This window comes from Gluconacetobacter azotocaptans (assembly GCF_014174355.1).
Lineage (GTDB): Bacteria > Pseudomonadota > Alphaproteobacteria > Acetobacterales > Acetobacteraceae > Gluconacetobacter > Gluconacetobacter azotocaptans.
Window position 1 is genome coordinate 1 of record NZ_JABEQF010000029.1, and the last position, 13295, is coordinate 13295.

Consider the following 13295-nt stretch of genomic DNA (forward strand, 5'->3'; position numbering starts at 1 on the left):
TGGGGGGGTGGCGGGCCGGGCCCCAGGTGGCGGGGGGGGCGCGGGCCGCCGCCGCCCTGCGCCTTGCCGCCGATGCCGGGCTGGGGTCGGCGCTGCACCTGCTGGCCACCCTGACCGAACAGGGTGCCGGCGTCCCGCGCGATCCGGTCGCCGCCACGCGCCTGTATGGCCAGGCGGCGGAACGCGGCGTCCGCGCCGCGCAGGCCCGGTACGGGCTGGCGCTGCTGGAAGGGCGCGGCGGCCCGCGCGACGCCGTGCGCGGCGAGACCTGGCTGCGCAAGGCCGCACTGGCCGGCGACCGCGAGGCCGCCGCCCTGCTGGGCGACGTGTATGCGCGCGGCGGCGACCTGCCGCCGAATTTCCTCGAGGCCGCGTTGTGGTACCGCCGCGCGGCGCAGGCCGGGCACGGCGGGGCGTGCCGGGCGGTGGGACTGCTGTACCTGACGGGCGCCGGCCTGCCCCGCGACGTGACCGAGGCCGCGCGCTGGTTCCGGCAGGCGGCGGCGCTGGGCGATGCACAGGCCGGGGCCGACCTGGGCAACCTGCTGCTGGCGGGCACGGTGTCGGACGACGACCGCCGGGAACTGGGGCGGTATTTCGCGCGGGCGGCCGAGGGCGGCGATCCGCTGGCGGCCTATAATTTCGGCGTCTGCCTGGCCGAAGGGCTGGGCATGGAACGCGACGAACGCGCGGCGGTGGCCTGGATGCTGAAGGCGGCCGACGGCGTGGTCAACGCGCAATACTGGTACGGGCGCATGCTGCTGGACGGGCGGGGCTGCGCGCCCGACCCGGTCGCCGGCCGGGCCTGGATCGCACGCGCCGCCACCGCCGGCATGGCCGACGCGCAGGTGGCGCTGGCCCAGTTGCTGCTGACCGGGCGGGGCGGCGTGCGCGACCACGCCGGGGCGGCGGCGCTCTATCGCCAGGCGGCGGCGCAGGGGCAGGTGGACGCCATGTTCTCGCTCGGCGCGCTGTACGGCGGCGGGCACGACATCCCGCCGGACCGGGTGGCGGCCGAACACTGGTTCCGCATGGCGGCGGAACGTGGCAACGCGCTGGGACAGTTGATGCTGGGGCGCTACCTGCTGCGGGGGCTGGGCGGCACCACCGACGCCGCGCAGGCGCGGCTGTGGCTGGACCGGGCCAGCGCCCAGGGCGTGCCCGACGCGGCGGCGGAACTGGCGCGCATGGGGCCGGCGCCGGACGCGGGCGATGCGGCCGCCGCCGGGTCGGGCTGACGCATGGCGGACGGCGTGACGGCCGCCGACCGGGCGGCATGGCAGGCATGGGCCGACGCGCGGGCGCAGGCGGCTTTCCGCCATGCCCGACGGCTTGAGGCGGCGGACGACCCTGACGGCGCGCTGCGCTGGTACGAACGCGCGCACCGCCTGGCCCCCGACAGTCCGAACGTCATGTTCCCGCTGGCCATGGCGCGCCTGCGCGGGGGCGACGCGGCGGGCGCGGTCCGGCTGCTGCATGCGCTGACGCGCCGGTTCGATTTCCGCGAGGGCTGGCTGGCGCTGTCCGGCGCGCTGCTGGCGGCGGGCGAGGGGGCGCAGGCCGTCGCGACGGCGCAGCGCGCCCTGTCCCGTCACGCCCCGCCCGACGACATGGACGCACTGTTCGACCGGTTGGCCGCCCTGGCGGGGCGCCCGGGCTGGTGCGGCCTGTCGGCGGCCGGCCGCCTGCGCGTGCGCGGGCTGGCGGGCACACGTGCCGAGGTCGCGTACGACGGCCGGATAGCGGCCGGGCAATGGCGCGACGGCGTGCTGGCCCTGCCCGCCGGCTGGCGGCATGCGGCGCGGATCGACGTGACGGTGGCGGGGGCACCGCTGCTGGGCAGTCCGCTGGAGCCCGCCGCCCTGCTGCGGGTGGAAGGCGTAGTGGACTGCGATGCGGGCGGGCTGACGGGCTGGGCCTGGCACCCGGCCGATCCCGACCACCCGCCCCGCCTGCGCGTGCTGTCGCGGGACGGGCGGGTGGTGCTGCCGGTCACGGCCTCGGCCCGCGCCACCGATGTCGACAGCACCGTCCCGCTGGCGCGGCCGCGTCGCTTTGCCGTGGCGGGTGCCCGCCTGCCGGCCGGGCCGCTGCGGGTCGTCGGGCCGGACGGGCGCGACCTGACCGGCAGCCCGGTCGATCCGGCCGTTCTCGCCCTGCCGCCCGCCAGGCCCGCGCCCGATACAGGCCCGCTGGTGTCGGGCCGGCGCGCGCCCGTCGCCATCGTCGTGCCGGTGCATGGCGCGCGCGCGGCCACGCTGGCCTGCCTGGCCTCGGTCCGCGACAGCGTGGGGCCGGAGGTGCCGGTCTGGGTGGTCGATGACGCGACGCCGGATGGCGCGCTGGCGGCGGCGCTGGACGGGCTGGCGGCGGCGGGGAGTATCCGCCTGATCCGCCACGCGCGCACGCTGGGCTTTCCGGCCTCGGCCAACGACGGGATGTGCGCGGCGGCGGGGCACGATATGGTGCTGCTGAACAGCGACACGCTGGTGGCCGGCGGATGGCTGGCCGAACTGGCGGCCGTCGCCTATGGCGCGCCCGATATCGGCACGGTCACGCCGCTGTCCAACGACGCCACCATCTTTTCCTGGCCCGGCCCGGACCGGCCGGAGCAGCCCGCACCCGTGCCCGACTTGGCGCGGGTGCGCCATCTGATGGCGGCGGCGCGGGCGGCCAATGGCGGGCAGGCGGTGCCGGTGCCCACCGGGCACGGGTTCTGCCTGTTCCTCCGTCACGATTGCCTGGCGCAGGCGGGGCCGTTCCGCGCGGATCTGTTCGCCCAGGGCTATGGCGAGGAGAACGAGTTCTGCCGGCGCGCGGCGGCGCTGGGCTGGCGGCATGTCGCGGCGCCGGGGGCCTTTGTCGGTCATGTCGGCTCGGCGTCGTTCGGGGCGGCGCGGCCGGCGCTGCTGCGGCGGAACCTTGCGATCGTGAACCGGCTGCACCCCGGCTACGACGCGCTGGTGGCGGCGCATGTCGCCGCCGACCCGCTGTTCGCGGCGCGGCGGCGGCTGGACCTGACGTGCTGGCGGCGGGCCGGGGCGCGGTGGGGGCGCGCGGTGCTGCTGGTCACCCACGCGCAGGGCGGCGGGGTGGAGCAGGTGGTGCAGGCCTGCGCCCGGGCCTGGCGGCGGGCGGGGGTGCGCGCCATCGTGCTGCGCCCCGACGGCGCCGGCTGCCGGCTGGAAGACGGCGGAACCGGGGAGGACGCCGTGGATGGCGCCGGGCCCGGCCCGCGCTTCCGCCTGCCGGCCGAGCGCGACATGCTGCTGGCCGTACTGCGCGCCTCGGGGGTGGAGGCGGTCGAATGGCACCACCGCCTCGGCCACCGCATCGCGGCCGATGCGCTGGCCGCCGACCTGGCGGTGCCGTACGACGTGCATGTCCATGACTACATCTGGTTCTGCCCGCGCATCGCCCTGGTGGGGCCGGGCGGACGCTATTGCGGCGAACCCGGCCCCGAAGGCTGCGCGGCCTGCGTCGCGCGGATGGGCAGCCTGCTGGACGATGGGGCCGCGATCCCCGCCCTGCTGGCGCGGTCGCGGGCGGCGCTGCGGGGGGCGCGCGCGGTTGTGGCGCCGTCGGACGACGCGGCACGGCGGATGCAACGGCATTTCCCCGGCCTGACGGTGCATGTGACGCCGCTTGAGGACGACCGGCCGGACCTGTCGCTGGCCGCCTTCGCCCGGCTGGAGGGCGCGCCCGCGCCGCATCCCCCGCCCGGGGGCCGGGTGCGCGTCGCCGTCGTCGGCGCCATCGGCGTGGAAAAGGGCTACGACATCCTGCTGGCCGCCGCCCGCGACGCCGCCGCGCGCGGGCTGGAGCTGGAATTCGTCGTCGTCGGCCACACGCCGGACGACGACGCGCTGATGCAGACGGGCCGGGTATTCGTCACCGGCGCGTATCGCGCGGCGGAGGCGGTGTCCCTGCTGCGCGCCCAGCACGCCGACATCGCGCTGCTGCCCTCGGTCTGGCCCGAGACCTGGTGCTTTACCCTGGCGCTGGCCTGGCGGGCCGGGCTGCGGGTGGTGGCGTACGATTTCGGGGCGGTGGCCCAGCGCATCCGCCGAACCGGGCGGGGATTGGTGGTGCCGCCCGGCCTGTCCATTCACCAATTGAACATGATTTTGCTGTCCTGTGGACGTCCTGGGACGACCACGGCGCGCGCCGTCGGAACAAAAAGGAGATCTGGGCCTTGATTCCAATGCGGGACCGTCTTTTTTCGCCGACCGAAATCCGCCGGCACACCATGGGGGGCCACGTCTGATGCCCGACGCCGGCCGGGTGACCGACCTGAAGGTCGCGGGGCACCTGATGACCCTCGATGCGGGTCTGTACTGCATCTTCCACGCGGGGCAGGACATGCCCGGCCCCGGCGGCCTGCCCGGGGTGCGGATTTCCCCGCCCCCCGGCCCGGCCGGCGGGATGGCCAGCATCGCCACCTTCGACGCCGACGGGTGGCTGGGGGGCGAGCGCAACGCGGCGCTGGTGCGCGTCCCCGCCGGCCCGGCGCAGGTGCTGATCACCATCTACCAGGATCCGGCGGCCGTGCAGGGGGCGCCCAAACTGCAGGTGGTGCGCCTGGCCGAGGACGCGCGCCCGGCCGCCTCCGCCCCGAACCCCGCCGGCGGGGCCGCGCCGGGGCCGGTACCCCGTCAGGGCGTTCCCCAGCCGGTTTCCCCCGCGATCGTCCCGTCGGCCGGCACGCCGCCCGCCGGGCCGCCGGGGGCGGAACTGACCGCCCACATCCAGCGCCGGGGCGACGTGGCGGCGGCGCTGGGCGACTGGATGGGCAAGCCGGGCAGCCAGGCCTGGATCGAGGGCTTCACGATTTCCCCCGCCGAACATATCGCCGCCGGGGATATCGAATACCAGGCCGTGCTGGGCCGGGGCTGGCTGTCCCCCTGGTCGTCCGGCGGGCAGTTCTGCGGCAGCCGGGGCATGGCGCTGCCGGTGCTGGGCCTGCGCGTGCGCCTGAAGGGGTCGGCCGTGCAGCGGTTCGCCTGCACCGTCACCGCCACCTTCACCGACGGAACGGCGGTCGGCCCGGTCGGCGCGGGCGGCGTGGTCGAAGCCGAAAGCCTCGCCCCGCTGGAGGCGTTCCGGATCGACATCGCGCCGGTCGATCAGGCCGAAACCCCCGACGCGCTGGAAGCCGAACTTCTGGCGGCGGTATCCGCCCCGGTTGCCGATGCCCCGCCGGCCCCCCGGGCGCCGCGCCCGAAGGCCCGGGCGGGGAAAGGCGGCGCGAAGAAGGCCGTCGCGGCGAAGGCCATGGCCACGGACAGGGGGCCGGCGAAGACCGCGCCGCCGGTCGATCCCGTCCGCCCCGGGCGCGGCCGCAAGGCGCCCGGATCGCGGCTGGAGCTTCTGAAGGCGCGCCGGCGCCTGGCGTCCCGCCGCCCCTGAGCCACCGAACCCGTCCCTGGCCCGCGACGCAGGGAGATCCCTTGAAGTATCTCATCATTCACCAGAACTTCCCGGGGCAGTTCCTGCATCTGCTGAACCATCTGCGGGCCGAGGCCGGCAACGAGATCGTGTTCATCAGCGAACCGAACGACAGCCATCTGCCGGGCGTCCGGCGGGCGGTCTATCGCCCGCCGCGCGGCGCGGCCGAGGGCATCCATCCGGCGGCGCGGGAGTTTGAACTGGCGATGCTGCGGGCCGGGGCGGTCGCCCGCGCCGCCGTCACCCTGCGCGACCTGGGGTACCGGCCCGACATCATCATCGGCCACCACGGCTGGGGGGAACTGCTGGAACTGGGCGACGTGTTCCCCGGCGTGCCCGTGCTGGGCTATTTCGAATTCTTCTATCATCTCGACGGGCTGGATGTCGGGTTCGATCCGGAATTCCCGTCGCCCGCCTGCTTCCGGCCGGTGATCCGCGCCAAGAACGCGGTGAACCTCCAGGCGCTGACCGGCGGCGGCTGGGGCCAGACGCCCACCCTGTTCCAGTGGAACACCTACCCCGCCTGGGCGCGCGAGCGCATCACGGTGGTGCGCGAGGGCGTGGATCTGGCGGCGTGCGCGCCCGACCCCACGGCCTTTCGCCGCCGCCTGCGGATCGGCGATGTGATCATCGCGCCGCGCGACCGGCTGGTGACCTATATCGCCCGCGACCTGGAGCCCTATCGCGGCTTTCACGTCTTCATGCGCGCCCTGCCGCGCATCCTGCGGGCCAGACCCGACGCACGGGTGGTGCTGGTGGGCGGCGACGGCGTCAGCTACGGCGCGCGCCTGCCCTCGGGCTCGTGGCGCGACAGGATGCAGGCCGAACTGGCCGGGCAGATCGACCCCGACCGCGTTCATTTCGTCGGCAGAGTGAAATACGATATGTTCCGCGCCCTGTTGCGCCGGTCCGACGCGCATGTCTACCTGACCTACCCCTTCGTCGCGTCCTGGTCGCTGCGCGAGGCCATGGCCACGGGCTGCGCAATCGTCGGCAGCGATACCGCGCCGGTGCGCGAATTTCTGTCCGATGGGCGGACGGGGCGCCTCGTGCCGTTCCTCGACCCCGCGCGCATCGCCGACGGAGTGCTGGAGCTGCTGGACGACCGGGGACTGGCCGCACGCCTGCGCCGCGCCGTCCGGCGCGAGGCCGAGCGGACATTGGACATGGAGCACTGCATGACACGGTACCGAACCCTGATCGACAGCCTGGTGCGGCAGGGCGCCGCCCCCGCGCCCCGCCGCCGGTCAGCCTGAGCGTGCGGGCGCTGCTGGCGCCGTTCGCGGTCTATGCCGCGGCGGCCCTGTGCGAAATCGGGGGATGCTACGCCTGGTGGTGCTGGCGGCGCGAGGGCGGCGCGGCGTGGCTGCTGCTGCCCGGCATGGCCAGCCTGGCGCTGTTCGGCTGGCTGCTGACCCTGGTGGACAGCGAGACGGCGGGCCGCACCTTCGCGGCCTATGGCGGCATCTATATCGTCGGCGCCATCGTCTGGCTGCGCGTGGTCGAGGACCGGCCGGTCACCCTGCGTGACCTGGCGGGCGTGGCGCTGTGCCTGGCCGGCGCCGCCGTGATCCTGTCGGCGGGGCGCAGCCGGTAGGACAGGACGTGCCGGGTCAGAGCCCCAGGAAACGGCGCGTGTCGGGATCGATCGGAATCCCGTCCCTGGCCCGGTGGCGGGCCGTCTCCCACTCGCGGTCGCCTGGCGCCATGACGGGGCGGCTGTCGCCGGTGGACGGGACCTGGCGCAGCAGGCCCAGATAATCGGCCATCGCGGCCTCGTAGGCCGCCCGGCCGACGAAGCGCGCGGGGTCGATGGCCAGGCAGAACTGCCCGACATTTCGCGCCGTGCTCCGATCGTCGGTCTCGGTCATGGGGATCATGTGCGGGTCGGTGGTCGCCCCGGTCAGGACGGCCGACAGGATCGTCACCATCCCGGCCAGGCCCGCCCCCTTGAACCCGTAGTCCGGGCCGCCCAGCGGCAGCAGCATCTCGGCCGCGTGCGCGTCCGTCGTCGGGCGGCCCTGCGCATCGGCCGCCACCCCGGCGGGCAGCGGGCGGTTCAACGACCGGTAGAGCCGGACGCGGTTGAAGGGAATGGACGAGGTCGCCAGGTCCAGCAGCCAGGGCTGCTGCCCGGCGACGGGGGCCGCCATGGCGATGGGGTTGGTGCCATGGAACGGAACGGCGCCCTCGAAGGGTGCGACATTCGCATCGGAATTGCTTGTGACGATGCCGATCATCCCGGCCTCGGCGGCTTTCAGGGCATAGGCGCCGGCCGCCCCGCAATGCGACGACCGAACGATGCCCACCGCGCCCAGCCCGCTTTCCGCCGCGATGCCGACGGCCAGCTCCATCGCCCGGTAGCACGCGAAATGGCCCAGCCCGTCATCGGCGTCCAGGACGGCGGTGGCCGCCGCCGTGCGCCGCGTGGTCAGGACGGGGATGGGGTTCAGCCGGCCTTGCCGCAGCATTGCGGCATAGTGCGCCGCCAGCCTGACCCCGTGGCTGTCGACCCCGATCCGCGAGGCGTACATCAGCGCCTCGGTCGTGGCGGCGGCGGACTCGGCCGAGGCCCCGGCCGCGCGCAATGCCGCCGTCACGCGGGCGGCGAGAACGCCGGCGTCGACCGTCATCGTTTCCGTCATGACCTGCCCAGTACCTCCGCCGCCCGCTTTCGGTCCAGCCGCCCTTCCCATGCGCCGATCACCACCGGCGCCACGCAGTTCCCCGCCAGGTTGCCGACCGCACGCGCGATCCCGATGAACCAGTCCACCGCCAGCAGCATCACCAGGCTGGCCGGCGGGATCGAGGGAATGGCGGCAAGCGTCGCGGCCAGCACCACGATGGCGATGCCTGGCACGCCATGCGCGCCCTTCGAGGTCAGCAACGCGGTCGCCAGCATGATGACGATCTGCCAGACGGTCAGGTGCGTGCCCGTCGCCTGCGCCAGGAAGATGACGGCCAGGCCCAGATAGATCGACAGGGCGTCCAGGTTGAAGGAATAGCCCGCCGGCACCACCAGCCCCACCACCTGGCGGTCCACCCCCATGTGCTCCAGCTTGGCCATGACGCTGGGCAGCACGGAATCGGACGCGGTGGTCGCGAACGTGATCGCCAGTTCCTCGCGGAAATAGCGCAGGAACCCCACCGGGCTGACGCCCGACAGGCGCAGGCAGGTGCCCAGCCCGCCGACGACGAACAGGGCGATGACCAGGAAGTACAGGGCGACGAAGGCGGCCAGGTGCCCGATCGCATCCAGGCCGTACCGCGCGGTGGTCATGGCCATGGCGCCGAAAACGCCAAGCGGCGCCAGCATGATGATGAAGCGCATCATGCGCGAGAACAGCGCGGACAGCGCCTCCGTCAGGCGGACCAGCGGCGCGCCGGCCTCGCCCATCTGGCTGACGCAGCAGCCGAACAGGATCGCGAAGAACAGGATCTGCAGCACATTGCCCTGCGCGAAGGCGTCGACGGGCGAACGGGGAACCAGCGACAGAAGAAAGGCCGTGACGCCCCCCTCATGCAGCAGATGGCCGTTGCGGGCATAGGACGAGACCATGTGGGCGTCGTCGGCCGTCGGCATGAACACGATGCCCCGCCCCGGCTGGACGGCCAGCGCGATCCCGACCGAGATGACCAGCACCAGTGTGGTCATCACCTCGAAATAGAGCAGCGCCTTGGCCCCCAGCCGCCCCACGGTGCGCAGCGACCCGGCGCCGACGATGCCCATCACGACGATACAGAACAGCAGCGGCCCGACCGCCATCACGATCAGGCGCAGGAAAAGGTCGGTGGTCCATCGTGTTTCCAGGGCAAGGCCCGGCGCGAAAACGCCCAGCGCCAGGCCCAGCACGCTGGCGACCACGACCTGAAGAAACAGGCCCGGGCGTCCCGGCCGGCGGACAGGTGCCGCGGAAATGGTCGTCTCGCTCATCCGGTACGGGTCCTTGCAGATATCGGGCGGATATCGGGGCCGGGGATGGGGGCCATCCCCGGCTCGTCCCCGCTCAGTAGGTGAAGTTCATGCGCGCGCCGACGAAGCGCGGCAGGCCGGGAATCACGCCGTAGAATGTGGCCTGCGTTCCCGCCGACAGCCAGTAGCGACGGTCGGCCAGGTTCTGGCCATAGACGGTGACCGACCAATGCTGCCGGGGCGCCGCGAAGGTCAGGAAGGAATTGACCAGGAAATAGGCCGGCGAGCGATAGATGCCCGTCTGGCCGATATACTGGGGCTGCGTCTGGCGGCCACGATAAGAGTAATCCACGTCGAAGGTCATCCGGTAGTCGCGGAAGACATTCCACGTATAGGTGGCCGCCCCCGCCAGCGTCAGGTTCGCAAGGCCCATGTTCACGCCGTTATAATTCGTGTTGACGGCCTGCCAGGTACCCGTCGCTGCGAAATTCGCCGTCGTGGCCGAGCGGTTGAGGCTCTGGAACTGCGAGTAGACGCCGTTCTGGTACCCGAAGTTCTGCGTCAGGACCATGCCGTGGAACGGATGGGCCTCGGCATCGAATTCCGCGCCGTAGATATACGAACGCGGCGCGTTCACATAGCCGCCCAGCACGCCGTAGGGCGGAACGAGGACGGTGCCCAGAATCTGCTGGTCGCGATAGTCATAGTAGAACCCGGCGGCGTTGAGGCGCAGGCGGCGGTCGAACAGCATGGTCTTGAAGCCGCCCTCGTACGTCAGGATCTGTTCCGGCTTGAACGGGCGCAGCTGCACGGCCTGCTGGGTGATGTTCGCCGAGAAGCCGCCCGGCTTGAAGCCGCGGCTGAACATCACGTAGCCCATGACGTTGTGCGTGAACTGGTACTGCGCCCCGACGCGTCCGCCGAACTGGTTGGTCAGCGCGCCGCTGTTGCCGAAGTTCGTCGGCGTGCCGATGACGGCGCCCGTGTTCAGGTTATAGTTCGCGCTGGTGACGTTCAGCATCTGGCGGTCGTCGGATTCATGTTCGATCGCGCCGATGATGCGCAGCTTTGGCAGGATCCGGTAGGAAAGCTGCACGTACTGGTTGAAATCCTGCTGGTTCTGGCGGTAGCGCGTCTGGTTCAGCGGGGTCGTGCCGGGGCGGTCGGAGGAATCGTACCAGAAATTCTGCGCCATGCGCGAACGGCTGTAGTACATGCCGGCCTCCCAGTGGAAGCGCGCGTTGGGATCGACGGATTCCAGCTTCACTTCCTGCGAGAACACGTTCGTCTGGTTGTTGCGGAACATGTTGCCATAGGACAGGATGGAGTCCGTCTGGTTCGTCAGTTCGTGCTCATCGGCCATTTCATAGGCGCTGATGGTCGACAGCCGCCCCCATGAGAAATTCTTCGTATAGCGCACGTTCGCGCCCCAGAAGAGGTTGTCCTCGCGCGGTTTGGTGTTGTTGCCATCAATGCCGATGATCTTCGCGAAACGCGGGTCCAGGCCCCATTCGGTCTCGTAGATGTCCTGCGTCACCGGGACATGGTAGGAATTGTAGAGATTGTGGCCGGACGCGTATTCGGACTGGTCCGTCGTCCAGTGGCCGCCGATGATCAGGTTCGACGTGTCGTCGATATCCCATTTCAGCTTGGCGCGCAGCGCGCCGAGATTGGCGTTGCCGAAGCCCTGTCCGGCCGCATTATGCTGATAGCCGCCGCCGGTCATGGATTGCCCGGCGATGCGGAACGACACCGACTGGGACAGCGGGGTCGAGATATAGCCTTCGACGCGGTTGCGGCCGTAGCTGGCGATGTCCTCGGTCAGGCCCGCGTGGAACTGACGCGTTGGGTCGGCGGTATGGAAGTCGATTTCGCCGCCCGTTGTCGCCTGGCCGTGCGTGTAGCCCGACGGTCCGGGGGCGATGGAAATATCGTCGAGGTCGAACATCATGCCGGTCGTCATGATCGACACCGGCAGCGCCACGCCGTCCAGATAGGGCATGGTCGAGGGGGTGTTGTTCTGCGTGAAATCCATCAGCCCCACGCCGCGCAGGGTAAAGTTCAGCGCGCCCGAGCCGAACGAGGGCTGGATGGTCAGGTTGGGGGCGACACGCTGGATGTCGGTCATAGTGCGGATGTTGCGGTTGACCAGATCCTGGCGGGTAATCACCGTTTCCGAATGGGCGTTGTGCTGGCCTGCGCCGGTCGCGCCGCGCCGCGCCGAAACCATGACGGATTCGCCCTGCGACGACCGTGCCGCCGCATGGGGCGCCACATGTGCGGCGGGGCGCGACGCCGCGCTGCCCTGTCCCGATTGCAACGACGTCCCTTCGGCGGCGGCCAGGGCAGGTAACGGCAAAAGAACGCTTGCCAGGATACTGGTCATGACAGCCTGCTGCCGGAAGGAAGGCCCGGGGCGCCGTGGACGGAACATGTCTGATTTCCTCGTCTATTTCACGATATAACAAATGACGCCCTTGAGGCGTCGTATCCTGGGGGTGTCGCAGCAGCGCCCGGCAGGCCCGGCGAATGTCTCTCCGCCCCGGAGTCAGTGATGGTTCAGAATGGTCTACAAATCTGCCGCGATATGCGGCGTCTTGTTGCATACAAGATATAAAACAAGACCGATCGAATCGCTCTCGAAAAGTGCAACCTTCCGGAAAGATTACGAAAAATTTATAATCATATCATAATATATTGATAAATAGACATTAAATGCAGGTCGGCATGCCCGGTACGGGCCGCATCCGCCAAGGTAAAGCCCAATGTGTGGGCACAGAATTGTGCAGACGAACAAAAAACGATCTTTCGGGGGGAAGGGGGCGATGTGTCCCCGGAAGGGGTGGTCATTGCCGAACGACCCCTGCGTGCCCATAGTCCTTGTATGCGAGACCCCGATGGCAATGATGCACACAAGAATCCTCATCTGATCGAGGACCGCATCATCCATGCGGCGCTCTCGGGGCGCATCGCGCCGGGCGAACGCCTGGGCGAAAAGGAACTGGCGGAGATCTTCGGGGTGTCCCGCACCCTGGTGCGCGAGGCGATGATGCGTCTTCAGGCGCGCGGCATCGTGGAAGTCTCCGCGCGTCGCGGCTGGTTCGTGGTGGAACCCTCGGTCGAGGAGGCGCGCCACACGATCGACGCCCGCCGCGCGCTGGAAGTCGGCATGCTGGTCACGATCAGCCAGCCGGACACGGGAATGATCCGTGCATTGCGCGAGCATGTGCGGGCGGAACAGAAGGCCATCGCCGGCGGCGACCGGGGCGAGCGCAGCTATCTTCTGGGCCATTTTCACGTGTGCCTTGCAGAAACGCTGGGCAACCCGGTTCTGGCGTCCCTGTTGCAGGACCTTACGACGCGCACGGTATTGATTGCGGCGCTGTATCAATCCTCGCACGATGCGCACGAATCCTGCGGCGAGCATGGCGGGATCATCGATGCGCTGGAAAAAGGGGACACGACCGAGGCCGCGCGCCTGATGGACGTCCATCTGCGGCATGTCGAAAAGGCCCTGAACTATCGCAGCGCCTCCAACCGGCTGGACCATCTGAAGGCAGCCCTGCAGGGATCGTCGGGCTGATACGCCGCCCTGGGGCGCGAGTTGTGGTTGCTTCCTTTCCTATCTTGTATACAAGATGACGCGGAATACCGATTTTGAGGAGTCGATGTCGTCGTGAGACGTTCTTCGGACCATCCGGAACATGGGACGGCCGGGGGCGCATCCGGCGCGCGCGCGGTTGCGCGGTGCGACGAACTGGGCGCGTCCCCCTATTCGGACGAGCCGGGGCTGCTGTTCCGGCCGTATCTGGGCGGGGGCCACGGCGCGACCCTGGACCGGCTGGCCACCTGGATGCGCGAGGCCGGGATGTCGGCGCGGATCGACGCGGCGGGCAATCTGCTCGGCCGCTATGAAGGGCTGGCCGCCGATGCG

The 13295-nt window shown here is 70.9% G+C and carries 9 protein-coding genes and 1 pseudogene; 7 read left to right on the forward strand and 3 right to left on the reverse strand.

The genetic code is table 11. The annotated features are described in order from the left end of the window. The 5 genes from HLH34_RS18520 to HLH34_RS18540 form a co-directional block, all read left to right on the forward strand. A partial coding sequence (locus HLH34_RS18520; protein ID WP_183121045.1) for an SEL1-like repeat protein occupies positions 1-1238 on the forward strand: 1238 nt, incomplete at its 5' end. A gap of 3 nt (positions 1239-1241) precedes the next feature. After that, on the forward strand, positions 1242-4199 hold the full coding sequence (locus HLH34_RS18525; protein WP_183121046.1) for a glycosyltransferase: 2958 nt from the start codon (positions 1242-1244) through the stop codon (positions 4197-4199). 67 nt (positions 4200-4266) lie between these two features. Further along, entirely contained in the window at positions 4267-5409 is a 1143-nt protein-coding gene (locus HLH34_RS18530; RefSeq protein ID WP_183121047.1) for a hypothetical protein, read from the forward strand. A 41-nt stretch (positions 5410-5450) separates the two neighbouring features. Then, the gene (locus HLH34_RS18535) at positions 5451-6704 is read left to right on the forward strand and encodes a glycosyltransferase family 4 protein (protein WP_183121048.1); all 1254 of its coding nucleotides are present in this window, start codon (positions 5451-5453) and stop codon (positions 6702-6704) included. Positions 6705-6706: 2 nt separating this feature from the next. Continuing rightward, positions 6707-7045 (forward strand): YnfA family protein, encoded by a 339-nt coding sequence (locus HLH34_RS18540; protein ID WP_183121049.1) that lies wholly within the window; start codon positions 6707-6709, stop codon positions 7043-7045. Between the two features lie 16 nt (positions 7046-7061). Here the strand turns inward: HLH34_RS18540 and HLH34_RS18545 are convergent, their stop codons facing one another. The 3 genes from HLH34_RS18545 to HLH34_RS18555 form a co-directional block, all read right to left on the reverse strand. Beyond that, positions 7062-8093: an Ldh family oxidoreductase gene (locus HLH34_RS18545; RefSeq protein ID WP_183121050.1), complete on the reverse strand. Its 1032-nt coding sequence runs from the start codon at positions 8091-8093 to the stop codon at positions 7062-7064. Continuing rightward, on the reverse strand, positions 8090-9382 hold the full coding sequence (locus HLH34_RS18550; protein ID WP_183121051.1) for a cation:dicarboxylate symporter family transporter: 1293 nt from the start codon (positions 9380-9382) through the stop codon (positions 8090-8092). Before HLH34_RS18550 ends, HLH34_RS18545 begins: the two co-directional genes overlap by 4 nt. A 73-nt stretch (positions 9383-9455) precedes the next feature. Next, complete coding sequence (locus HLH34_RS18555; protein ID WP_244960045.1) at positions 9456-11747, reverse strand: TonB-dependent receptor; 2292 nt, start codon at positions 11745-11747, stop codon at positions 9456-9458. Positions 11748-12245: 498 nt separating this feature from the next. Between HLH34_RS18555 and HLH34_RS18560 the strand changes: the two genes are divergently transcribed. After that, positions 12246-12944: a GntR family transcriptional regulator gene (locus HLH34_RS18560; RefSeq protein WP_183121053.1), complete on the forward strand. Its 699-nt coding sequence runs from the start codon at positions 12246-12248 to the stop codon at positions 12942-12944. A 93-nt stretch (positions 12945-13037) separates the two neighbouring features. Then, positions 13038-13295: pseudogene (locus tag HLH34_RS18565) on the forward strand (hypothetical protein); the annotation flags it as partial.